Origin of the sequence: Comamonas testosteroni ATCC 11996 (assembly GCF_000241525.1) — a bacterium.
GTDB lineage: Bacteria > Pseudomonadota > Gammaproteobacteria > Burkholderiales > Burkholderiaceae_C > Comamonas > Comamonas testosteroni.
The window spans coordinates 78,316-100,056 of sequence record NZ_AHIL01000038.1 but is presented as its reverse complement, the minus strand read 5'-3'; the positions used below and the strand labels follow the sequence as shown (position 1 = coordinate 100,056).

21 protein-coding genes are annotated in these 21,741 nt (G+C 61.7%); 16 read left to right on the top strand and 5 right to left on the bottom strand.

Features of this window, described 5'->3' with window-relative positions:
• Positions 1-5: 5 nt before the first annotated feature.
• The gene (locus tag CTATCC11996_RS16735) at positions 6-2,021 is read right to left on the bottom strand and encodes an NADPH-dependent 2,4-dienoyl-CoA reductase (RefSeq protein WP_003078314.1); all 2,016 of its coding nucleotides are present in this window, start codon (positions 2,019-2,021) and stop codon (positions 6-8) included.
• Between the two features lie 154 nt (positions 2,022-2,175).
• Here CTATCC11996_RS16735 and CTATCC11996_RS16730 point away from each other — a divergent pair, with 154 nt between their 5' ends.
• Complete coding sequence (locus tag CTATCC11996_RS16730; RefSeq protein ID WP_003078312.1) at positions 2,176-2,949, top strand: 3-alpha-hydroxysteroid 3-dehydrogenase; 774 nt, start codon at positions 2,176-2,178, stop codon at positions 2,947-2,949.
• Positions 2,950-3,104: 155 nt separating this feature from the next.
• Positions 3,105-3,482 (top strand): steroid Delta-isomerase, encoded by a 378-nt coding sequence (locus CTATCC11996_RS16725; RefSeq protein WP_003078309.1) that lies wholly within the window; start codon positions 3,105-3,107, stop codon positions 3,480-3,482.
• 162 nt (positions 3,483-3,644) lie between these two features.
• Here CTATCC11996_RS16725 and CTATCC11996_RS16720 read toward each other — a convergent pair whose 3' ends face one another.
• Positions 3,645-4,556: a bifunctional GNAT family N-acetyltransferase/nucleoside diphosphate kinase regulator gene (locus CTATCC11996_RS16720; protein ID WP_003078304.1), complete on the bottom strand. Its 912-nt coding sequence runs from the start codon at positions 4,554-4,556 to the stop codon at positions 3,645-3,647.
• Between the two features lie 36 nt (positions 4,557-4,592).
• Between CTATCC11996_RS16720 and CTATCC11996_RS16715 the strand changes: the two genes are divergently transcribed.
• A complete protein-coding gene (locus CTATCC11996_RS16715) occupies positions 4,593-4,772 on the top strand; it encodes a hypothetical protein (RefSeq protein WP_003078302.1) in 180 nt (59 codons plus the stop codon).
• Between the two features lie 143 nt (positions 4,773-4,915).
• Here the strand turns inward: CTATCC11996_RS16715 and CTATCC11996_RS16710 are convergent, their stop codons facing one another.
• Both CTATCC11996_RS16710 and CTATCC11996_RS16705 read right to left on the bottom strand, forming a co-directional pair.
• Complete coding sequence (locus tag CTATCC11996_RS16710) at positions 4,916-5,356, bottom strand: acetyltransferase (RefSeq protein WP_003078300.1); 441 nt, start codon at positions 5,354-5,356, stop codon at positions 4,916-4,918.
• A 44-nt stretch (positions 5,357-5,400) separates the two neighbouring features.
• Positions 5,401-6,312, bottom strand: a complete 912-nt coding sequence (locus CTATCC11996_RS16705) for a LysR family transcriptional regulator (protein ID WP_003078298.1) — start codon at positions 6,310-6,312, stop codon at positions 5,401-5,403.
• 107 nt (positions 6,313-6,419) lie between these two features.
• Between CTATCC11996_RS16705 and CTATCC11996_RS16700 the strand changes: the two genes are divergently transcribed.
• The gene (locus tag CTATCC11996_RS16700) at positions 6,420-7,187 is read left to right on the top strand and encodes an SDR family NAD(P)-dependent oxidoreductase (RefSeq protein WP_003078295.1); all 768 of its coding nucleotides are present in this window, start codon (positions 6,420-6,422) and stop codon (positions 7,185-7,187) included.
• Positions 7,188-7,392: 205 nt separating this feature from the next.
• Complete coding sequence (locus tag CTATCC11996_RS16695; protein WP_034349481.1) at positions 7,393-7,794, top strand: GFA family protein; 402 nt, start codon at positions 7,393-7,395, stop codon at positions 7,792-7,794.
• Between the two features lie 72 nt (positions 7,795-7,866).
• Here the strand turns inward: CTATCC11996_RS16695 and CTATCC11996_RS16690 are convergent, their stop codons facing one another.
• On the bottom strand, positions 7,867-8,679 hold the full coding sequence (locus CTATCC11996_RS16690; RefSeq protein WP_003078288.1) for an enoyl-CoA hydratase: 813 nt from the start codon (positions 8,677-8,679) through the stop codon (positions 7,867-7,869).
• A gap of 108 nt (positions 8,680-8,787) precedes the next feature.
• Between CTATCC11996_RS16690 and CTATCC11996_RS16685 the strand changes: the two genes are divergently transcribed.
• The 11 genes from CTATCC11996_RS16685 to CTATCC11996_RS16635 all read left to right on the top strand — a co-directional run bounded on the left by CTATCC11996_RS16685 (position 8,788) and on the right by CTATCC11996_RS16635 (position 21,585).
• Positions 8,788-9,579: an SDR family oxidoreductase gene (locus tag CTATCC11996_RS16685; RefSeq protein WP_003078287.1), complete on the top strand. Its 792-nt coding sequence runs from the start codon at positions 8,788-8,790 to the stop codon at positions 9,577-9,579.
• Between the two features lie 18 nt (positions 9,580-9,597).
• Positions 9,598-10,542: a Zn-ribbon domain-containing OB-fold protein gene (locus CTATCC11996_RS16680; RefSeq protein WP_003078285.1), complete on the top strand. Its 945-nt coding sequence runs from the start codon at positions 9,598-9,600 to the stop codon at positions 10,540-10,542.
• 15 nt (positions 10,543-10,557) lie between these two features.
• Positions 10,558-11,661 (top strand): acyl-CoA dehydrogenase family protein, encoded by a 1,104-nt coding sequence (locus CTATCC11996_RS16675; protein WP_003078283.1) that lies wholly within the window; start codon positions 10,558-10,560, stop codon positions 11,659-11,661.
• A 12-nt stretch (positions 11,662-11,673) separates the two neighbouring features.
• Positions 11,674-12,090, top strand: a complete 417-nt coding sequence (locus CTATCC11996_RS16670; protein WP_003078281.1) for a MaoC family dehydratase — start codon at positions 11,674-11,676, stop codon at positions 12,088-12,090.
• 32 nt (positions 12,091-12,122) lie between these two features.
• Complete coding sequence (locus CTATCC11996_RS16665; RefSeq protein ID WP_003078279.1) at positions 12,123-13,295, top strand: lipid-transfer protein; 1,173 nt, start codon at positions 12,123-12,125, stop codon at positions 13,293-13,295.
• Positions 13,296-13,311: 16 nt separating this feature from the next.
• Positions 13,312-14,493: an acyl-CoA dehydrogenase family protein gene (locus tag CTATCC11996_RS16660; protein ID WP_003078277.1), complete on the top strand. Its 1,182-nt coding sequence runs from the start codon at positions 13,312-13,314 to the stop codon at positions 14,491-14,493.
• Positions 14,494-14,535: 42 nt separating this feature from the next.
• Positions 14,536-16,347 carry a long-chain-acyl-CoA synthetase gene (locus tag CTATCC11996_RS16655; RefSeq protein ID WP_003078275.1) on the top strand — a complete coding sequence of 604 codons (1,812 nt, stop codon included), beginning with the start codon at positions 14,536-14,538 and terminating at the stop codon, positions 16,345-16,347.
• The gene (locus CTATCC11996_RS16650) at positions 16,340-17,407 is read left to right on the top strand and encodes an MBL fold metallo-hydrolase (RefSeq protein WP_003078273.1); all 1,068 of its coding nucleotides are present in this window, start codon (positions 16,340-16,342) and stop codon (positions 17,405-17,407) included. Before CTATCC11996_RS16655 ends, CTATCC11996_RS16650 begins: the two co-directional genes overlap by 8 nt.
• Before the next feature lie 12 nt (positions 17,408-17,419).
• On the top strand, positions 17,420-18,616 hold the full coding sequence (locus CTATCC11996_RS16645) for an acyl-CoA dehydrogenase family protein (RefSeq protein WP_003078270.1): 1,197 nt from the start codon (positions 17,420-17,422) through the stop codon (positions 18,614-18,616).
• Between the two features lie 133 nt (positions 18,617-18,749).
• Positions 18,750-19,877 carry an acyl-CoA dehydrogenase family protein gene (locus tag CTATCC11996_RS16640; protein WP_003078268.1) on the top strand — a complete coding sequence of 376 codons (1,128 nt, stop codon included), beginning with the start codon at positions 18,750-18,752 and terminating at the stop codon, positions 19,875-19,877.
• A gap of 1 nt (position 19,878) precedes the next feature.
• A complete protein-coding gene (locus CTATCC11996_RS16635; protein ID WP_003078267.1) occupies positions 19,879-21,585 on the top strand; it encodes a class I adenylate-forming enzyme family protein in 1,707 nt (568 codons plus the stop codon).
• The last annotated feature ends 156 nt before the right edge of the window (positions 21,586-21,741 follow it).

Here is a 21,741-nt window from a genome sequence, read left to right as displayed (position 1 = left end):
GTCTCCTATAGTTTTCGGCCGAGTTCGGCCCCTTCTTCGATGGCGCGTGCGGCGTCAATTTTGTGAGCATTGCGCGCGCCTCCAATTACTGTGTGCGCAATGCTTTGTGCTTGAAGTCTGGATGACCAGGGGTCATGTGATTCCTGGCCGGCGCAGACCACGATGTTGTCCACGCTCAGGCAGCGCTGCTCGCCGCGTATGCGCAGGTGCAGGCCGTTGTCGTCAATGTGGATGTACTCCACATCGTTGAACATGCGTGCGCTCTTGTTCTTGAGCCGGGTGCGGCGAATCCAGCCCGTGGTGGTTGGCAGGCTGCTGCCCATGGCCGCCTTGCTGCGCTGAAGCAGCCAGATCTGACGCGGCGAATCGGCCCTCTCGCTGGCCTTGATGCCGCCGCGCTGCTCGCGCTTTGGATCGATGCCCCATTCGCGGTCAAAGGCAGCCACGCTGCCGTCGTCGGCCTTGTGATGGGCCAGCAGCTCGGCCATGTCAAAGCCCAGCGGCCCCGCGCCCACGATGGCCACGCGTTCGCCGACAAAGCGGGGGCTGCGCAATGCCTCGATATAGTCCACCACCTTGGAGCTGTTCTCGCCCTCGATGCCGCTGCGCCGCGGCGTCACTCCCGTGGCCACGACCACATGATCAAATCCGCTCAGGGTGTCGATGTCCGGAGTGGTGTTGAGTCGCAGCTCTATGCCCAGGCGCTGGATTTCATGCTCGAAGTAGCGCAGCGTCTCGCCCAGCTCCTGCTTGCCGGGTACTTTCTGCGCCAGAAAGAACTGGCCGCCGATGCGGATGCCGGGCTCGAACAGCGTCACCTTGTGGCCTCGGTCGGCCGCCTCGCGCGCGCAGGCCAGTCCGGCAGGTCCAGCACCGAGCACGGCGATCTTGCGCGGAACTGCGGCTTTTTCCTGTGGCCATTCCCATTCGCGGCAGGCTCTGGGGTTGACCAGACAGCTGACCTGCTGGCGCGTGAAGATGCGATCCAGGCAGGACTGGTTGCAGGCAATGCAGGTGTTGATGGCATTGCTCTGGCCCGCCTGCGCCTTGCGCACAAAGGCGGGGTCGGCCAGGAAGGGGCGAGCCATGGCCACCATGTCGGCATGGCCCTGGGCAATCAGGTCATCGGCCACTTCGGGGGTGTTGATGCGGTTGCTGGCCGCCACGGGAACGCTGACCGCCTGCTTGAGTTGCTCGGCAGCCCAGCTGAATGCGGCGCGCGGCACCATCATGGCAATGGTGGGAATGCGCGCCTCATGCCAGCCCACGCTGGTGTTGAACAGGTCCACGCCAGCGGCTTCCAGCTGGCGGGCCAGGTCAAGCACTTCCTTCCAGTGGCTGCCGTGCTCGACCAGGTCCATCAGGGACAGGCGAAAGCTGATGACGAAGTTCTCGGGCACGGCCGCGCGTATGCCCTGCACGATGCGCAGCGCAAAGCGGCTGCGGCCGGCGGCATCGCCGCCCCACTCATCGGTGCGGAAGTTGGTCAGCGGCGCCAGAAACTGGTTGATCAGATAGCCTTCGCCGCCCATGACCTCCACACCGTCATAGCCGGCTTCCCGGGCCAGTCGGGCGCAGCGCACATAGTCGGCAATGATCTGCTCGATCTGAGCTGTGCTGAGTTCACGCGAGCTGCGGCTGCTGAGCTTGGAGAGCACGCTGCTTGGCGAGACGCCGCCGCTGCCGTGGTCGTAGCGGCCCACATGCAGCACCTGCATGAGGATATGGCTGCCTTCGGCATGCACGGCGTCGGTGATGAGGCGGTGCCGGGCCGCCTGCTCTGGCGTGCACAGCGTCGAGAACTCGGCATGCTCGGGCATGCCCAGCGCCCACTCGTTGACGCCGAAGCCCCCGGTGACGATGAGCTGCAGCCCTTCCCGGGCACGCTCGGTATAGAAGAGGGCCAGCTTCTCGAAACCCTGCGCCTGATCCTCCAGCCCGGTATGCATGGAGCCCATCAGAATCCGGTTCTTCAGGGTGATGTGGCCAATGGTGATGGGCTGGAAGAGATGGGGGTACATGGCTGGTTTCCTCACACGCAAACGTTGCGCCAGTGTAGGAAGGGCCACGGTAAATTTTCCCTAGGGGAATTACATCGTCCGTTTGCATGTAGCCTGGTTGTTCATGATGGGCTTTGATGTGCGCCATCACCACCCAGACAAAAGGAGACAAGACATGTCCATCATCGTGATAAGCGGCTGCGCCACCGGCATTGGTGCCGCTACGCGCAAGGTCCTGGAGGCGGCCGGTCACCAGATCGTAGGCATCGATATACGCGATGCGGAAGTGATTGCCGATCTCTCGACGGCCGAAGGTCGAAAGCAGGCGATTGCCGATGTACTGGCGAAGTGCAGCAAGGGCATGGACGGCCTGGTGCTGTGCGCCGGCCTGGGACCGCAGACCAAGGTGCTTGGCAATGTGGTTTCGGTCAATTATTTTGGCGCGACCGAGCTGATGGATGCCTTTTTGCCAGCGCTGAAAAAAGGCCATCAGCCCGCAGCCGTCGTCATCTCGTCCGTGGCTTCCGCGCATCTGGCTTTTGACAAGAACCCACTGGCGCTGGCACTGGAAGCCGGCGAGGAAGCCAAGGCCCGCGCCATTGTCGAACATGCGGGAGAGCAGGGCGGAAATCTGGCCTATGCGGGCAGCAAGAATGCTTTGACGGTGGCTGTGCGCAAACGCGCCGCCGCCTGGGGCGAGGCTGGCGTGCGCCTGAACACCATCGCCCCCGGTGCAACCGAGACTCCCTTGCTGCAGGCGGGCCTGCAGGACCCGCGCTATGGCGAATCCATTGCCAAGTTCGTTCCTCCCATGGGCCGCCGTGCCGAGCCGTCCGAGATGGCGTCGGTCATCGCCTTTTTGATGAGCCCGGCCGCAAGCTATGTGCATGGCGCGCAGATCGTCATTGATGGCGGCATTGATGCGGTGATGCGCCCGACACAGTTCTGACCTCTCATGTGGCGCTTTGCCAGAGGGGCCTGCGCCTTCCCCCCCTCGCTGTGCGGGAGGGGGAAGGCGGCCTCGCTGCAAGGCTTTTTTTTGTTCACCGCCCCCGTTTGGGCATTGCCGGTTTTCAACGGCGCCTGCTAGAAGGATGATTTGAGATGAATACCCCAGAACATATGACCGCCGTGGTACAGCGCTATGTGGCTGCGCTCAATGCCGGCGATCTGGACGGCATCGTCGCGCTGTTTGCCGATGACGCCACGGTGGAAGACCCCGTGGGTTCCGAGCCCAGGTCCGGTACGGCTGCGATTCGTGAGTTTTACGCCAACTCGCTCAAACTGCCTTTGGCGGTGGAGCTGACGCAGGAGGTACGCGCGGTCGCCAACGAAGCGGCCTTCGCTTTCACCGTCAGCTTCGAGTATCAGGGCCGCAAGACCGTGGTTGCGCCCATCGATCACTTTCGCTTCAATGGCGCCGGCAAGGTGGTGAGCATGCGCGCCTTGTTTGGCGAGAAGAATATTCACGCTGGCGCCTGAAGAGAGTCAGGCGCTTGACTGCTCCTGATATGGAAGCTGTCTTCGCCTGATTCAATTGAGTTTCAAATACATTTTGATCTGAAATACATTGAAATCATGCGTTGAATGCTATTGATCTTGCTGTTCAAGGCAGTGCAATGAGCACTCCCGGCCTGAGCCGGCTTACAGATGGAAGTGTCCGGCCGCCTCGGGCTGGTAGAGCAATTTCTCGATCCGGATATGGCGGGTGCGATCGAGAATCCTCCAGTCGATGCGGTCTCCTTCCCGACAGCCCAGAATGGCCGTGCCCACGCCCGAGAAGACCGAGAACCTTCCTGCACTGTCATCGGCATCTTCGGGGTAGACCAGGGCCACTTCGACGGCCACCTCATCGAGGCGCAGCAAGGCTCTGGAGTTCATGGTGACCACATTGCGCTGCACCTGCCGCGCATCGACGACGGTGGCGCGCTCGATTTCATGCTCCAGATCGGCCGCTTGCGACTCCCATTCCAGAGCGAGCCTGTCTCTGAGACGTGTCTGATCCACGGCGGTGATGCAGATGTCAGCCGCAGCGCCCGACACACCGGCGCGCAAGCGCTGAAGGTAGCGCTGCGCCGTCATCGCATAGGACTTGAGTGCGGGCGTTTCGTTCTGCAGCACAAAGCCGTTGTGCGCAAAGGCCTTGATCGAGCGCGTGTTGTCGGCATGGATCCTGGCAATCAGTCTTTCGGCACGCATGTCGAAAAAGGCCAGCTTCATACCCTCGTGCAAGGCGCTGGCGCCGAGCCTGCGCCCCCAGTTGTCACGCTTGCCGATGACCAGCACGATTTCGCAGTCCGGCCCATTCCGGACCAGACGCACGAAGCCCACGGGCAGGTCATCGCGGTCGTAAGCCATGAAGAAGCGGCCGCCCTGATTGAAGAGGTGGGTGAGTACAGGCAGCTGAACCCGGTCGATGAGCTGCTCTATGTGACGCGAGACATGGCGCGAATCGCTGAGGTGGCGCACGACGTCCTCGTCGTTCAGCCAGTCCACCAGGTTCAGCGCGTTGGCCCGCGTGATTTCCGGGCACAGGGATATGAAAGGCTTGCTCATCTTCAACACCGTCGGTTGCAAGAATGAAAGCCTTTCATGGCCACGGCGCTGGCCATGACGGTTCTTTCGATACAGGAGCCGATTCTAGGCAAGCAGATTTTGCTGCGCAGGCGCATTGCCGATCTCGCATCTCTTTGCTTGGTCTATGGCGAGCCTGCCCCGCAGGCGGAGAAACCATGGCGCCGGCGCTGCAGGGTTGCAACGGCCGATGCTTGATATGCTCCGTATTCAAGAGCTACTTGCGCTTTACTGACTTCGAATTCAGATTGTTTTATATATGAAATCAATAATGGCAATGCGCTATATGCTCTTATTTAAATAGCAATTGAGGCATTGAATGCAGCGATCAGGCCTGGCGTTCAGGGATTGGCGTATCTGAGGTGGATGATCGGGTAGGCGCGGCCTTGCCCGTCGAGCGGAGAGCGGCCCGTGCGCTTGAAGCCCAGGCGTTCGTAAAAGCCCACTGCCTGCGCATTCTGCTCGTTCACATCGGTGCTCATCTCGGGATGCAGTGCCAGGCCGTGGCGCACCAGCGCCGCACCGAGGCCCCGATGCCTGAAGGCGGGGTCTACAAACAGCGCCTCCATATGGCCCTGGTCGATGAGCATGAAGGCCAGAGGATGGTCCTGTTCGTCGACAGCGAACCACAGCGGGGCATCTGGTAGAAAGCCGCACACCATCTCATCAATCTCGGCGCGATCCTGCGGGCTCAGAAAGTCATGCGTGGCATCAACGGCATGGCGCCAGATCTCGATCGCTCGTGCCCCTTCGTCAGGGCGGGAAGCTCGAATGGAAGTCATCGCCGGATTATGCATATGCACCATGCCCGCTCCGGGGTCAGGCATCAAGAGCGGTCCATGCCTGTCAGATGGGGCTGCAGCACCTCGGTGATCCAGTTCAGAAAAGCCGTGACCCGCGGTGCAATATGCCGGCGATGCGGGTAGAGCAGGGACACCGGCATGGGAGTCGCCTTGAAGTCGGACATGACCTCGACCAGCAGGCCCTGATCCAGCAGATGGCGTGCACCCCGGACAGGGGCCTGAATCAGGCCCAGACCGGCCAGACAGGCTGCCTGGTAGGCGTCCGTGCCATTGACCACCAGGGCGCAGTGCATGGGCTGCAGGGCGGTCTCCCTGCCGCGCTGATACTCCCAGCCCGCGCCGTGCCGCCCGAGCTGGTTTGCATAGTGAATGATCCGGTGCCGTGACAGGTCGGCCAGTGTTGCGGGTGTGCCGTGGCGCTCCAGATAGGCGGGGCTGGCCAGATTGCACATCTCCATCGCGCCGATGGTGCGGGCGATCAAATCGGTATCTGCCAGCGGGCCGATGCGCACCACACAGTCAAAGCCTTCCTGCACCACATCCACGCGGCGGTCGCTGGTGCTGATGCCTACTTCCAGCAAAGGGTGGGCCGAGAGGAATTCGGGCAGTTTCGGAAGGACGACATCCCGGGCCAGAGAGTTGGGCATATCGATGCGCAGACTGCCTCGCAGCCCGCTGGCGGCAGGCTGGAACATGGCTTGCAGCTGTTCCAGGTCGGCCATCAGCTCCTTGCTGCGCTCAAGGAACTGCTCGCCATCGGCGCTCAGCCGCACATGTCTGGTGGTGCGTTGCAGCAGACGGGTTCCCAGCTGCCTTTCCAGCTGCTGCACCACAGTAGACACACGGCTTTTGGTCAACCCGAGCTGCTCTGCGGCCAGGGTGAAGCTGGAGAGCTCGGCAACGCGGGTGAACACATGAAGCGCATTGAAATCCATGGTTATATTGTACTTTCAAAGTGAACAGTGCGATCTTTTTAATCATATTTATTCATGATTGGAGAACAACTAAAGTCCGGCTTGTTGACATCCTCCATGAGACCGACATGCAAGCATCTGCACCCCGTATCGCATTGATCACCGGCGCAAGCCGTGGCCTGGGCCGTAGCGAAGCCCTCAAACTCGCCGAGCTCGGCGTTCATCTGATCGTCACTTACAAGGACAGTGAAAGTGATGCCCAGGAGCTGGTGTCCCGCATCGAGGCACAGGGCAGTCGCGCCGTGGCGCTGCGACTGGATGTGGGAGACAGCAAGAGCTTTGTCGCGTTTGCCGACAGCGTCAGGCGCGTGCTGGCCGACACCTGGCAGCGCGAGCAGTTCGACTATCTGGTGAACAATGCCGGCATCGGCCTGGTGGCGCCGTTTGCCGAGACCACGGAAGAACAGTTCGATCTGCTCGTCGATATCCACCTCAAGGGCACGTTCTTTCTGACGCAGAAGCTGCTGCCTCTGATCCGGGACGGCGGACGCATCATCAATACCTCGTCCGGGCTGGCACGCTTCAGCCTCCCGGGCTATGCCGCCTATGCGGTGATGAAGGGCGGCATTGAGGTGATGACGCGCTATCTGGCCAAGGAGCTTGGCGCACGCGGCATCGCCGTGAACACCATTGCCCCCGGCGCCATAGAGACGGATTTCGGTGGCGGCGTGGTGCGCGACAACGCACAGCTCAATGCCCATATCAGCGGCCTGACCGCCATGGGCCGGGCGGGGCGCCCCGACGATGTGGGCGCAGCGGTTGCCGCCTTGCTTGCCGATGGCAACAAATGGGTCACGGGCCAGCGCATCGAAGTCTCTGGTGGCATGATGCTCTGAGCGTGCATCGATCCTGCGGAATCCGTCCGGATTCCTCGGGATGGCCGGCATCGGGCATGTCGGTCATGTCGGGCAACTCCATTCGGAACATGGCCTTGCCCTGCAGCGCCGGCCAGGCCTGGGCATATGGGGCGTGTGCAGGTGCGCAGCGGCAGATGTGATGACTGGCGCCCCGTGTTTGGATAGCGGATTTGGAGACTGAGTCGTGCCCGAGAACTATCTGGGAAGCTGTTTATGTGCAAGAGTCGGCTATCGGCTGCTGTCGCCGCCCAGGGCCGTGACGCATTGCCATTGCGGGCAGTGCCGCAAAAGCCATGGCTCCGCGTTCGCAAGCTATGGCGCCGTGCCGCGCAAGGACTTGTGCATAGTCTCCGGGCAAGGCGATATCAAGTCCTATGCCTCTTCGGCGTCCGTGCACCGGCAGTTCTGCCAGCACTGCGGCTCATCCCTGTTCTGGTCCAGGCAGGCCGGTGACTGGGCCGACTGGATATGCATCGCGCTGGGCACACTGGACTCGCCTTTTTCTGCGCTCAAGCAAAAGCATGCGCATCTGGGGTCGCAGCCGTTGTGGTCTGGCTTTGCCAGTGGCTGCATGCGCAACGACTGAGAGCCGCCTCAGACTCTCGGGCTGCTGCACCGATCTCAACCAAGGCGATGTTGCGGCCCTGGCTTGGTGCGTTCACTCCCCCTTGAACACAGGTTGGCGTTTCTCAATGAACGCATTCATGCCTTCCTTCTGGTCGCGGGTCGCAAACAGGATCTGGTTGGCCTTGCGCTCCAGCATCAGGGCGGCATCAAGCGATGCGTCCATGCCGGCAATCACCACTTCCTTGATCTGTTCCACGGCCAGTGGGGGCATATTGGCAATCAGCTTCGCCATTTTCAGCGCCTCAGGGATTACCTGATCGTCTGCACAGACTAGGCTGACCAGACCCATGGCATAGGCTTCGTCGGCGCTGACGGGTTTGCCCGTCAGCAGAATGCGCATGGCCTGGAACTTGCCCACGGCGCGCACCAGCCGCTGGGTGCCGCCGATGCCGGGCATGATGCCGATGCGAATCTCGGGCTGGGCAAAGCTGGCCCCTTGCCCGGCAATGATGATGTCGCAATGCATGGCCAGCTCGGCCCCGCCGCCAAAGGCATAGCCGCAGACCGCCGCGATGATGGGCTTGGGGCACTTCTCAATGGGGGCCCAGACGCGCTCTGTGTGGCGCTTCATGATCTCTATGGGGCCGCAGGAGTCCATGCTCTTGATGTCCCCGCCTGCCGCAAATACCTTGTCGCCGCCGGTCAGAACGATGCAGCGCACGCTGGCGTCTGCGCTCAGCTCAGCGAAGGTCCTGGACAGCTCAGCCTGCAGAGAAAGACTCAGCGCATTCGTTGCCTCGGGGCGGTTGAGCTGAACGATGGCCACGCCATGGTCCTGATGCCGAACCAGTAGCTCTCGCTGCGCGGTGTCCATGTTTTCAATAGCGGAAAGCGATGCCGACATAAGGATTCCCTGGGAGTTGAACAGGGACGATGGTCGTTTTCAAGGGATGGACCAACATCGTCCTTTTGGACGTATCTGCTGCTGGTGCCGAAACCTAAATTGGCAGGCATGGATACGAACAAAAGCTTTCAAGACAAGGTGGTGCTGGTCACTGGCGGCACCAAGGGCATCGGCAAGGGCATTGCCCAGGCGTTTCTCGCGGCAGGTGCCACGGTGGTGGTGTGCGGCCGTCAGCAACCTGAAGCGTTGCCAAGCATCAATGGCAGCAGCGCAGACTTCGTTGCATGCGATGTGCGCGAGGCCCAGGCCGTCAAGGAAATGGTCGATGAGGTGCAGCGCCGCCATGGCCGTCTGGACGTTCTCGTCAACAACGCCGGTGGCGCTCCCCATGTGGATGCCGCCACGGTTTCGCCGCGCTTTCACGAAAGCGTGCTGCGCCTGAATCTGTTCTCGACCCTGCATGCCTCGCAGGCCGCCAATGCCGTGATGCAGCAGCAGGACGGCGGTGGCGTGATTGTCTGCATCGGCAGCATCAGCGCGCTGCGTCCTTCCCCCGGCACGGCAGCCTACGGCGCGGCCAAGGCGGCGGTGCTAAGCCTGGTCAGTTCTCTGGCCGTGGAGTGGGCGCCCAAGGTGCGTGTGGTGGCCGTCAGCCCCGGCCTGGTGCGCACCGAGCAGTCACACCTGCATTTCGGGGATGAGGCGGGAATCGCCTCTGTCGCCGGGACCATTCCTGCGGGTCGCCTGGCCGAGCCGCAGGACATTGCCAATGCCTGTCTGTATGTGGCCTCCGAAAGCGCTTCCTACATGAGCGGCACCAATTTGCTGCTGCATGGTGGCGGCGAGCGCCCCGCATTTCTGAGCGCATCGAACTCGGATTCCGTGCAACAAAAACATTGAATTTCAAAGGAGACAATCTTGACCGATCAAGACTGGATGGCAGAGGTCCGCGCATACGTGGGCAAGCAATACGGGCGTGTCCATGCCTGGGACAAGGTCAACAGCCCCATGATTCGTCAGTGGAGCGAGCTGATGGGTGTGGCCGTGAAGACCAACAAGGATGGCAAGACCATTGCACCTCCCGCGATGCTGCAGGTCTGGTGCATGGAAGGGCCGGTGCAGAACAACTACCCGCCAGGCTCCACGACAGAGAACCCTTATGAGGTTCTGAAGCTGATCGAAGCGCACGACTTTCCTTCCACCGTGGCGGTGAATTCCGAGCTGAGCTTCGAGCGCGATGTGCTCGAGGGTGAAGACCTGTACTACACGACACGCCTGGAAGCCATCAGCGAAGAGAAGACCACGGCCCTGGGCACGGGCTACTTTGTCACGCAGATCATGGAGTACTTCTCGATCAAGGCAGCGAATGGCGAGGACGAGAAGGTCGGCCAGTTGATGTTTCGCGTCTTCAAGTTCCGCCCCGCCAATGTGCAGAAGGCCGATCCCGCGCAGGCTGCCGCCCCGAAGATCAAGCGACCCGCACCAGGCGTGAGCGATGACAACCGCTTCTTCTGGGAAGGCCTGAAGGAAGGCAAGCTCCTGATTCAGCGCTGCAAGAGCTGCGGCGATCTGCACCATCCACCCGGTCCCGTCTGCCCCAAGTGCCATTCGTTTGACTGGGACACGGTTGAGGCCAGCGGCCAGGGCACGGTGTACTCGTTCGTGGTCATGCACTACCCCGAAGTACCGCCTTTCGATCACCCCAATCCCATCGGTCTGGTGGAGTTGCAAGAGGGCGTGCGTCTGATTGCCCAGCTGGTCGGCGTCAAGCCCGGAGAGGTGCAGATCGGTCAGAAGGTGCAGGTTGAGTTCAACACCTTTGACGGTGATCTGACTCTGGCCCAGTTCCGTCCCGTGGGCTGATGCGAGGAGACCGTCATGGACTTTCAACTCAGTGAAGACCAGCGTGCATTTGCAGACATGGCGCAAAGCCTGTTTGCCGACTATTGCACCGACGACAAGCTGCGCGAGCACGATGCCTCGGGCCAGCCTTTCATGCAGGATCTGTGGCAGCAGTGCGTGGCTGCGGGCCTGCACAGCATCCTGGTGCCGGAAGCTGCCGGCGGCCTGGGTCTGGGCATGAGCGAGATGCTGGCCGTGCTGGAGCAGCAAGGCCGTGCGCTGGCGCAGGTTCCGCTGTGGCAGCAGCAGGTCGCTGCTGCCGCGATTGCCAGGTTTGCCCAGGGGCAGGACGCAGTCGTTCACTCTGCCATGGAGGGCGAGCTGCTGGCTCTGTCGCTGCAGGCTGCAGTGGCCACACGCGGGCCGGCGCTTCAGTTGCAGGGTGAGCGACTCAAAGGCCAGCTGCAAGCCGTGCCTCTGGGCGAGCAGGCCCAGATGGCTCTGGTGGCAGCGGCGGCGGGCGATGAGATCAAGCTGGTGCTGGTGAGCCTGCAGGCCGATGGTGTCAGCCGCGTGGCCGGCATGCGCGAAGACTACTGTGCGGTGGCAGACATCAGCTTTCGCAACACGCCGGTGCTGGCCGTGCTGGGCGGTCGTGCGCTGGAATGGGTCAACGAAATGGCAATCGCCTGCCTGGCCAGCCTGCAGCAGGGCGTGACGCAGGAGCAGTTGCGCCGCACCGTGGAGTATGTGAGCGAGCGCAAGCAGTTCGACCGTCCCATCGGTACTTTCCAGCTGGTGCAGGGCCAGATGGCCGACGGCTACATCCTCATGCAGGTGCAGCGCAGCGCACTGAGCCAGCTGGTCTGGCGTCTGGATGCCGGCCTGCCCTGCACGCCGCAGGCCCACGCGGTGCGCGCCCAGTCCAACGAGCTGGGTCTGAAGGTAGGCCGCGTTGCACAGCATGTGCATGGCGGCATGGGCGTGGATGTGACCTATCACATTCACCGCTTCATGTTCTGGTGTCGTGCACTGGCTGCCGAGGCCGGCAGTGCCGAACAGCACCTGCAAGCGCTGGGCCAGTGGCTCGCAGACAACGACACGCTCGGCTGGAAGTACGACCTGCCCGAAGACCGCTAAGGAGACAACAACATGGCAAACCAATCTATTCGCTTCGAGTCGGTGAACGTGGGCGACGAACTGCAGCCCGTCAGCGTGCCCATCACCGTGCCGCTGATTGCCGGCGGCGCCATCGCCACGCGTGACTATTTCCCCGGACATCATGACCGTGATGCCGCACGCGAGCTGGGTTCACCCCATATCTTCATGAACATCCTGACCACCAACGGTCTGGTGCAGAGCTTTGTCGAGAGCTGGGCTGGCGACGATGCGCGCCTCATGGATCTGAAGATTCGCCTGGGGGCCCCCAATTACCCCGGCGACACCATGAAGTTCACGGGCTCCGTGACCGAGAAGAACGAGGCCACGCGCAGCGTTCAGATCACGCTCAAGGGCAGCAATTCCATGGGCTCTCACGTCAGCGGCACTGTGCAAGTGGCCCTGGCCTAAGAACAACAAGCGGAGACATTCCTGTGAACGATATGAATATTTCCGGTCGCGCCGCCATTGTGGGTCTGGGTGCAACAGAATTTTCCAAGAACTCGGGCCGTACCGAGCTGCGTCTGGCCATGGAGGCCACGCTGGCTGCGCTGAGCGATGCAGGCATTGACCCCAAGGAGGTGGACGGCTTTTCCTCGTACTCCGTGGACAAGGTTCCCGAGTATGAAATCGCCCGCCTGCTCGGGGCTCGCAATGTGAGCTTTTTCTCGCAGGTACCGCATGGCGGTGGCGCGGCCTGCGGCCCTGTGCTGCATGCGGCCATGGCCGTGGCCACGGGCATTGCCAAGACGGTCGTGGTCTACCGCGCCATGAATGAGCGCAGCTGGTACCGCTTTGGAACCGGCAGCTATGGCTTTGGCAGCACGCCATTCTTTGACAATGTGAACTATGGCTGGTACATGCCCCACGGCTTTCACACACCGGCATCCTGGGTGGGCATGTTTGCGCGCCGCTATATGCATGCTTTCGGCGCGACCAGCGAGGACTTCGGCCGTGTGGCCGTGGCCGTGCGCGACTTTGCCGCCACCAATCCCAATGCGTTCTTCTACGGCAAGCCCATCACACTGGAGGAGCACCAGGCCAGCCGCTGGATCTGCGAGCCGCTGCACCTGCTGGACTGCTGTCAGGAGTCCGACGGTGCCGTGGCCATGGTCATCACATCGAGCGACCGTGCCCGTGAGATGAAGGCCAAGCCGGTCTACATCAAGGCGGCTGCCCAGGGTATCTCTGACGGTCAGCAGTCCATGACCTCGTTCTACCGCCAGGACATCACCGGTCTGCCCGAGATGGGGCATGTCGCCAGCCAGCTGTGGCAGCAAAGCCGCCTGACTCCCAAGGATGTGCAAAGCGCAGTGCTGTATGACCATTTTTCGCCCTTTGTGCTGCCTCAGCTCGAGGAGTTCGGTTTCGTCAAGCGCGGCGAGGCCAAGGATTTCATTCGCGCCGGCGAGCATGCGCGCGGCGGCTCCATGCCCATCAACACCCATGGCGGCCAGCTGGGCGAAGCCTATATCCACGGCATGAACGGCATTGCCGAAGCCGTGCGCCAGATCCGGGGCAGCTCCGTCAACCAGGTCAAGGACGTGCACAACATGGTGGTGACTGCCGGTACCGGCGTGCCCACCAGCGGCCTGATCCTGGGCGACGAGGCCTGATGGCAAGGAGACATTCATGTTCATTGACCTGACTCCCGAGCAGCATGCGCTGCGCCTGAAGTGCCGTGACTACTTTCAGGCGCTGATGACGCCCGAGCTCAAGGCCCGCATGCGCGGTGCCGAGGGCGGCGACGAGTACCGTGAGCTGATCCGCAAGATGGGACGCGACGGCTGGCTGGCCATAGGCTGGCCCAAGGAATTCGGTGGCCAGGGTCTGTCTGCCACCGAGCAGCTGATCTTCTTTGAGGAAGCCAATATTGCAGGAGCTCCCCTGCCTTTCGTCACCATCAGCACCGTCGGCCCCGCGTTGATGGAGCATGGCACCGAGGCGCAGAAGAAGGAGTTTCTGCCGGGCATGGCCAGCGGCGACATCATCTTCGCCATTGGTTACTCCGAACCCGGAGCCGGCTCCGACCTCGCCATGCTCAAGACACAGGCTCAGCTGAAGGGCGATCTTCAGAACGGGCATTTCGTGGTCAACGGCCAGAAGCTGTGGACTTCGGGCATCGAATCTGCCGACTATGTGTGGCTGGCCGCGCGTACCAACCAGGAACTGGCTCGCCACAAGGGTATTTCCATCATGGTGGTGGATACCAGGGACAAGGGCTTTTCGCATACGCTGATTCAGACCGTTGGCAACTACACGGCAGCCACGTATTTCGACAACGTTGAAGTGCCGGCAGCACGTTTGATCGGCGAGCTCAATGGCGGCTGGAAGCTGATCACTGCACAGCTCAACCACGAGCGCCTGGGTCTGGGGGCCTGGTCGGACAAGGTGTTTGCTCCCTTCGTCAAGGTGCTGCAATGGACCAAGGCCAAGGACGAGCAGGGCCGTCGCGCTGTCGATCAGGCCTGGGTCAGGCGCAGTCTGGCGCAGTGCTATGCCCGCCTTGAAGCCATGCGACTGACCAACTTCCGCATCGCGGCCAGTCTGGAAGCTGGTGCCATGGACGTGAGCCTGGCATCTGCCACCAAGGTCTATGGCTCGGAAGGCGTGGTCGAGGTGCTGCATCAATTGATGGACATCGTGGGCAGCAGCGCTCTGGTGCGTGGCGGCTCGGCCGCTTCCTATCTGATGGGCGAGCTGGAGTATGAGCTGCGCGCCTGCACCATCAACACCTTCGGTGGCGGCACGAACGAGATTCAGCGCGAGCTGATTGCCCAGTTCGGCCTCGGCATGCCGCGTCCTCAGCGCTGATCGAAGACATCTCACACATAACAAATACCAAGGAGACATGTGATGAGCGACACGACTGTGGTGTCGCGCGAGCAGACCCAGCTCAAGCTGGATCGTCGCGCGCCCATTGCGGCCAAGTACCTGGCCGATACGCCCTACACCATGGCCGATCGTCTGGAGGACTGTGCACGAGATTTCGGCGAGCGCATCTTTCTGACCGAAGGCGATGTGCGCTACACCTATGCGCAATTCAACCAGCGCGCCAATCAGGTGGCACGTGCGTTGCATGAGCAGGGGGTGAGAAAGGGCGATGTGGTGGCCATGGCCATCGAGAATCGCCCGGCCTTTTTCTTTGCCTGGTTTGGCGTGGCCAAGCTGGGTGCCGTGGTGGCCTTCATCAACACCCATGTGATGGGCAAGCCTCTGACGCACGCACTGGAGGTGACCAAGGCCAGCCATGTGATCGTGGGCGAGGAATGTGCAGAGCGCTTTGCACAGACTGAAGGACTGAACACGGCGCTGAGCTACTGGCACTGGCCGGATGAAGTGCGCCCCGCCGCAGCGGGAGTTCTGCAGCAGTTCGGCTCTGATTTGCAGGCCCTTGCCATGAGCCGGGACGGCACGGCCGTACCGCTGGAGTGGCGCGAGGGTGTGGTGGCCGGCGATACGGCGCAGTACATATTCACCTCAGGGACCACCGGCCTGCCCAAGGCTGCGGTCATCAGCCATGCACGCTGGCTGATGGCGGGGGACTCCATGCAGCTGCTGTGGGAGATCACCAGGGATGACTGCTTCTATTGCTTTTTGCCGCTCTACCACGGCGCGGCTTCCATGTCTCTGACGGCAACCGCCATGGCTGCAGGTGCACGCATCGTGGTGCGCCGCAAGTTCAGCCGCAGCGAGTTCTGGCGCGATATCCGCGCACATGGCATTACCTTTTGCCAGTACGTGGGGGAGATCTGCCGCTTCCTGCTCAGCGCGCCCGCGACGGACCGGGACCGGGAGCACAGCTTGCGCAAGATGGCCGGAACCGGCCTCACGCCCGAGATCTGGCAGCAGTGGACGTCACGCTTTGGCGCCGTGTTCCAGATCTATGAAGGCTGGGGAGGCACGGAGTCCAACACCAATACCATCAATCTGGACAATCGCATCGGCTCCTGCGGCCGCGTTCCCTTCTGGGAAAAAACCAATCTGCGCCTGGTTCGCTACGACCAGGAAAAAGGCGATTACATCCGAGACGAAAACGGCTTTTTGCAATTGGCAGGCGTGAACGAGCCCGGCGAAGCCATTGGCATGGTCATCCAGTATCCCGGTGTGGTGGCTGGGCGCTTTGAAGGCTATACCAGCGAGGAGGCTTCCGAAAAGAAGCTGCTGCGCAATGTCTTCCAGCCGGGCGATGTGTGGTGGACATCGGGTGACCTGCTGCGCTGCGACGAAGACGGCTACTGCTGGTTTGTTGACCGTATCGGCGATACCTTCCGCTGGAAGAGCGAGAACGTATCGACCATGGAGGTCGGCGATGCGCTGGGGGACTTCAAGGGCCTGGATGCGATTACCGTCTATGGCGTGCAGGTTGCCGGCCATGGCGGTCGTGCAGGCATGGCAGCCCTGGTGATGCATGAGGGTGCCGGGTTCGACCCCGGGGCCTTCTGGGAGCTGGCTATCTCCCGCCTGCCACGCTATGCAGCACCGTTGTTCGTGCGCCTGATGGATACGCCGGACATGACTGGCAACTACAAGCTGCGTAAGGTGGATCTGCAAAAACAGGGCTATGACAGAGCTCAGACTGGCGACCCGCTGTTTGTACGCAATGACAAGCTGCAGACCTATGTGCCGCTGACCGCTGCAACGCTTGAAGAGGCTCTGCGTGGATAGCGCCGTCGCGCAGGAGCGCGTACGGGCCAAGCCCGCAGATGTGCTGCGTTATCCCTTTGCGCCGCCGGCATCCGATGGCAGCCATGTGGAGATCGTCCCCGGTCTGCTGTGGCTGCGCATGCCCATGCCCATGGCTCTTGATCACATCAATGTCTACCTGCTGCGTGACGGCGACGGTTGGGCGGTGGTGGATACAGGGCTGGGAATTCCCGGCACCTTCGAGCTGTGGGAGAAGATCTTCACGGAGAAATTGGCCGGTCAGCCGCTGACCCGTGTGATCTGCACCCACTGTCACTACGACCATGCGGGTGCGGCATGGTGGCTGCAGGAGCGCTTTGGCGTGCCGCTGCTCATGAGCTATGGGGAGTTCATGATGCTGCGCTCGCTGATGGGGCCGCCGCCCGATCCTCTGCCCGAGGCGCATCGCGAGTTCTATGCGCGTGCCGGGGTGAGCAGCCAAGAGCTGGACGACATGCTGACTGCCATGCGCAAGGATCCGTTCATGCCGAGGCAACCCAGCCATTACCAGCGCATTCGTCCGGATGAGGTGCTGCAGATCGGGGAGCGCCAGTGGCGCATTGTGCTGGGCGAGGGGCACTCGCCCGAGCATGCCTGTCTGTATTGCGAGGAAGACGGAATTTTGCTGGCCGGTGATCAGGTGCTGCCGCGCATCACCTCGAATGTGATGGTCAGCCCCATCGAGCCCGAGGGCAATCCGCTCAAACTCTGGATCGATTCGCTGCATCGTTTGCATGAGCTGCCGGCCGAGACCTTGGTGCTTCCATCGCACCAGGGCGTTTTCTACGGTCTGCACGAGCGCCTGGTGCAGGTGCTCGAACACCATGCCGAGCAGTTTGCACTGCTGACCGGACATCTGGGTCAGGTGGGGCGGGCAACGGCTGCCGAGCTGGTGCCCGTGCTCTTTCCCAGGCTGCGCAGCCCCGTGGATCGCCTGATGGCCCTAGGGGAAACGATAGCCCATTTGAACCTGCTTCACCAGGATGGAACGCTGCTGCGTACCTCGGGTGAAGGCAAGATTGCATATTTCTCGTTGGCCTGAGGTGAGGAAGCCATGACGGAACTGGAAACATTCAAACAAGAAGTGGCGCAGTGGCTGGAGGAGAACTGTCCTGCGAGCATGCGCCGGCCCATCGTTTCAGAGGAGATGGTCTGGGGCAGCTCCAGGCTGCAGTTTCTGAATGAGGATCAGAAACTGTGGTTCGAGCGCATGCGCGATCGTGGCTGGTTTGCACCGTCATGGCCGCGTGAATACGGCGGTGGTGGCCTTTCTCCCAGGGAGGCTCGTATCCTGGACACGGAGATGGCTCGTCTTGGCTGTCGTCAGCCCCAGTACAACCTGGGCGTGTGGATGCTGGGGCCGGTCCTGGTGGAGGTGGGGACGCATGAGCAAAAGCTCGAGCATCTGGTGCCCATGATGCGCGGCGAGCAGCGCTGGTGCCAGGGATTTTCGGAGCCCAATGCCGGCTCGGATCTGGCCAGCCTCAAGACCTCAGCCAGGCGGGTGACGGACGAGCAGGGCGAGGCCTATATCGTCAACGGGGGCAAGATCTGGACCTCGGACGGAGACAAGGGCGACTGGATGTATGCGCTGGTGCGCACCAGCAGCGAAGGCAAGAAGCAGGATGGAATCAGCTTTTTGCTGATCGACATGAAGAGTCCCGGCGTCACGGTCAAGCCCATAGAGCTGATCAGCGGCAAGTCCAGTTTCTGCCAGGTCTTCTTTGACGACGTGCGGGTGCCTGTGCGGCAGCTTGTGGGCAAGGAAGGCGAAGGTTGGTCGTTGGCTAAAAAGCTGCTCCAGCATGAGCGTGCAGCCATGTCCAAGTTCACGGAAGGTGGCGCGCCGTCGCACGATGCACTCAAGACCGCTTTGCCCTACATGGTGGACGAACAGGGGCAGATCAGCGATGGTGCGCTGCGCGAGAAGCTGGCAGGACTGCTGATGGATGCACAGTCTTTTGCCCTGACCCATCGTCGGGTGACCGAGAAGGCTCTGGCGCGCCAGGACGTTGCTGCCCCCTCCAGCATCATGAAGCTGGTGCAGACCGAGCAGGAAGTTGCCAAGTACGAACTGCTGGAGCAGGCGCTGGGCCTGCGCGGTCTTGGCTGGGAGGCCGGCGATGACTTCACAGCCGATGAGATCGATGTAGGCCGTGCATGGCTGCGCTCCAAAAGCTACACGATTGCAGGCGGAAGCTCGGAAGTGCAACTGAACATCATTGCCAAGCGAGTGCTGGAATTGCCTTGACCCCCTGAGTCGCTGTGCGGCGACAGCCTCACTGCAGGGCGACGGGGCTGCCTGGGCCCTTGCTCGCTGTCTCTGAGCTGGGCCGTGTCGGTCGCGCAGGCTGAGGATAACGAATTGAAATGGAGACAAGAATATGACCATGCTTTTGTCGCAAGAGCAGGAATTGCTCAAGGACAGCGCTGTTGCCTTTCTCGCGCAGGAAGCGCCCGTGGCCCAGCAGCGCCGTCTGCGGGATGACAAGGTGGAACAGGGCTTTGATACGCAGCTATGGCTGCAGATGGTGGAGATGGGCTGGCCCGTGGCGGTGCTGCCCGAGTCGCATGATGGGCTGGCTGCGGGCTACCTGGGCATGGGCGCCGTGTTTGAAGCCATCGGCCGAAACCTGTCGGCACAGCCGCTGCTGAGCCAGGCCGTGATCGCGCCTGAGCTGTTGATTCGCGCCGGCTCCGCGGCTCAGCAGACGCAGTGGCTGCCCCTGCTTGCCAGTGGGCAGGCCAGGCTGGCACTGGCTCTGGATGAAAAGTCCGGCCAGCACCTTGCAGCCAGATTGAGCACGGTAGCCGAGCAGACCGGCACGGGCTGGTGCCTGAGCGGTGAAAAAGCCTTTGTGATGGATGGCGTGGGCGCCAATGGCTTTGTGGTGCTGGCGGCATCTGGCGAAGGTGCTCCCGGCCTGTGGCTGGTGCCAGCGGATGCGCAAGGTGTCAGCATCAAACCCATGAGCATGATTGACAGCCGCAACATGGCCCACGTGCAGTTCGACAAGGTGGAGTTGAGCGCTGATATGGCGTTGGTGGCCCGGCCTGCTGCTCAGGTGCTTGATGAAGTGCTGGACCGAGCCCGGGCCTGCCTGGCCGCCGAGTCTCTGGGCCTGCTGCGTGAGGTGTTTGATCGTACGGTGACCTATCTGAAGGAGCGCGTTCAGTTTGACGTGCAGATCGGCTCATTCCAGGCATTGCAGCATCGTGTGGCACGTCTGTATGTGGAGCTTGAGCTGCTGGAGAGCTGTGTGCTGGCAGCTTTCGAAGCCATTGATTCCGGTTTGGAGGCCAAGGTGCCCGAGCTGGTCAGCGCGGCCAAGGCCAAGTCATCCGACTTGTGCGAGAAGCTGTGCAACGAGGCGATCCAGTTGCATGGCGGCATCGGGGTGACGGATGAACTGGATATTGGCCTGTTCTTCAAGCGGGCACGCGTTTTGCAACGCCTGCTGGGCGACGGTGGCTATCACCGCAACCGCTTTGCACAATTGAAAGGTTTCTGAGATGAGCGATGCCTTGGTTTCCATGGGTGAAAAGATCAGGAACATTCGTGCGCAGCTGACTTCGCCGGGCGCACCTTTTGAAGTGCAGCAGGTCACGCTGTCCGATGGACGCAGCGTGGCAGCCTATCGCAATGCCTTTCAGAATCTGGCACAGGTAATCGATGCCGGCCGGGTTCATGGTGCGGCCGAGTTCATGGTCTATGGCGAGGATCGATGGACCTTTGACAGGTTCTTTGCAGCAGCCGATGCGCTGGCCAGTCGCTTGCAAAAGCAGCGCGGTCTCAAGTCCGGTGACCGTGTGGCCATAGCCATGCGCAACCGTCCCGAATGGGCCGTGGCTTTTGCTGCCACGGCCTTGCTTGGCGCAGTGCCGGTGCCTTTGAACAGCTTTGGCCTGAGCAGCGAGCTGATGGCCAATCTGGAGGACACCCGGCCGGTGATGCTGATCTGTGATGCGGACCGCCATGCTCGCATCAGCCAGGCCATTGCGCAGACGGCCATCAAGACGGTGGTGGTGGATGGCGAGGGGGGCGATATCAGCTGGGCGGAGTTGATCGCAGGCGGTCATGACGGCTTCGTGTCCCCGCAGCTCAGTGCCGATGAGCCTGCGCTGATTCTGTTCACATCGGGCGCCACCAGCCGTGCCAAAGGCGTGGAATCCACCCACCGCGCAGTGTGCCAGGGCATCTTCAATATCGACTTCATCGGTGCAGTGGCGGCCATGACATCGCCGGACGCCATCGCCGCCATCATGGCGCGACAGCTGCAGCCCACGACCTTGTCGGCAGTTCCTCTGTTTCATGTCAGCGGCCTGCATGCGCAGCTGCTGATCAGCCTGCGCCATGGCCGCCGTCTGATATTCATTCACCGCTGGGAGCCTGAGAAGGCAGTGGAGCTGATTCGCAAGGAAAAGGTCACGCAGTTCAATGGTGCGCCCAGCATGGTGCAGCAGCTCATTGGTCTGCCCGGCTTCGAGCTGCCTGAAAGCTCTGGCAACCTCTCCGGCGTGGGCTTTGGCGGAGCGGGCCTGCACCCGCGCCTGATCGATGAGGTGTTGGCCAAGTTCAAGGGGCGCATGTCGGGCATTGGATTTGGTCTGACTGAATCCAATGGCGTCTGTGCAGGCAGCTCGGGGCGCATGTTCGAGGCGCATCCGCGCAGCTCGGGGGTGCTGTCGCCCATCATCGAGGTACGAATCGCAGACCTGGATGGCACAGCCTTGCCTATCGGCGAGCCCGGTGAGATCTGGCTGCGTGGCGTGACCCTGATGGAGCGCTATTGCGGTGATGCAGAGGCCACCGCCAAGGCCATGCAGGGCGGATGGTTCCACACCGGCGACATAGGCGTTCTGGACGATGAAGGCTTTTTGACCATCGTCGATCGCATCAAGGACGTGATCAACCGCAGCGGAGAAAAGATTGCCGCGGCGGAGGTCGAGGCCTGTCTGCTGCAGCATGAGGCGCTGGAGGAGGCCGCGGTGTTTTCCATGCCACATGAGGTCACGGGCGAGCAGGTCGTTGCCGTGGTGGTTGGAAAGTCCTGGAGTCAGGTTACTCCCGAGCTGCTTCGCGAGTTCGTGGCACAGCGTCTGGCGGGCTACAAGGTTCCCAGTCGAATCGTTGTGCGCGCGGAGCCTTTGCCTCGCAATCCCGCCGGCAAGATGCTCAAGGCATCGATTCGCAAGGAGTGCGCTCACCTGCTGACCTGATGTACGGAATCGGGTGGTCCTAGGACTTTCCCGATCACGCTCCGAAAGCCTGCTGCTGCTTCGTGCACCAGCAGGTTTTTTTCATTCGGGGAAGCGCTTGATGTGACCCATGTGGACTAGGTCGCTAGGGTCTGTCAGTAGTCAACTCAGACGATG

What these genes read in the sequence shown, in the direction of transcription:
- CTATCC11996_RS16675 (WP_003078283.1), top strand. Translation starts at nt 10,558, where the DNA reads ATGGACTTTCAACTCAGTGAAGACCAGCGTGCATTTGCAGACATGGCG.
- CTATCC11996_RS16725 (WP_003078309.1), top strand. Translation starts at nt 3,105, where the DNA reads ATGAATACCCCAGAACATATGACCGCCGTGGTACAGCGCTATGTGGCT.
- CTATCC11996_RS16715 (WP_003078302.1), top strand. Translation starts at nt 4,593, where the DNA reads ATGGCCACGGCGCTGGCCATGACGGTTCTTTCGATACAGGAGCCGATT.
- CTATCC11996_RS16735 (WP_003078314.1), bottom strand. Translation starts at nt 2,021, where the DNA reads ATGTACCCCCATCTCTTCCAGCCCATCACCATTGGCCACATCACCCTG.
- CTATCC11996_RS16690 (WP_003078288.1), bottom strand. Translation starts at nt 8,679, where the DNA reads ATGTCGGCATCGCTTTCCGCTATTGAAAACATGGACACCGCGCAGCGA.
- CTATCC11996_RS16635 (WP_003078267.1), top strand. Translation starts at nt 19,879, where the DNA reads ATGAGCGATGCCTTGGTTTCCATGGGTGAAAAGATCAGGAACATTCGT.
- CTATCC11996_RS16670 (WP_003078281.1), top strand. Translation starts at nt 11,674, where the DNA reads ATGGCAAACCAATCTATTCGCTTCGAGTCGGTGAACGTGGGCGACGAA.
- CTATCC11996_RS16655 (WP_003078275.1), top strand. Translation starts at nt 14,536, where the DNA reads ATGAGCGACACGACTGTGGTGTCGCGCGAGCAGACCCAGCTCAAGCTG.
- CTATCC11996_RS16720 (WP_003078304.1), bottom strand. Translation starts at nt 4,556, where the DNA reads ATGAGCAAGCCTTTCATATCCCTGTGCCCGGAAATCACGCGGGCCAAC.
- CTATCC11996_RS16665 (WP_003078279.1), top strand. Translation starts at nt 12,123, where the DNA reads ATGAATATTTCCGGTCGCGCCGCCATTGTGGGTCTGGGTGCAACAGAA.
- CTATCC11996_RS16730 (WP_003078312.1), top strand. Translation starts at nt 2,176, where the DNA reads ATGTCCATCATCGTGATAAGCGGCTGCGCCACCGGCATTGGTGCCGCT.
- CTATCC11996_RS16685 (WP_003078287.1), top strand. Translation starts at nt 8,788, where the DNA reads ATGGATACGAACAAAAGCTTTCAAGACAAGGTGGTGCTGGTCACTGGC.
- CTATCC11996_RS16645 (WP_003078270.1), top strand. Translation starts at nt 17,420, where the DNA reads ATGACGGAACTGGAAACATTCAAACAAGAAGTGGCGCAGTGGCTGGAG.
- CTATCC11996_RS16710 (WP_003078300.1), bottom strand. Translation starts at nt 5,356, where the DNA reads ATGACTTCCATTCGAGCTTCCCGCCCTGACGAAGGGGCACGAGCGATC.
- CTATCC11996_RS16705 (WP_003078298.1), bottom strand. Translation starts at nt 6,312, where the DNA reads ATGGATTTCAATGCGCTTCATGTGTTCACCCGCGTTGCCGAGCTCTCC.
- CTATCC11996_RS16660 (WP_003078277.1), top strand. Translation starts at nt 13,312, where the DNA reads ATGTTCATTGACCTGACTCCCGAGCAGCATGCGCTGCGCCTGAAGTGC.
- CTATCC11996_RS16700 (WP_003078295.1), top strand. Translation starts at nt 6,420, where the DNA reads ATGCAAGCATCTGCACCCCGTATCGCATTGATCACCGGCGCAAGCCGT.
- CTATCC11996_RS16640 (WP_003078268.1), top strand. Translation starts at nt 18,750, where the DNA reads ATGACCATGCTTTTGTCGCAAGAGCAGGAATTGCTCAAGGACAGCGCT.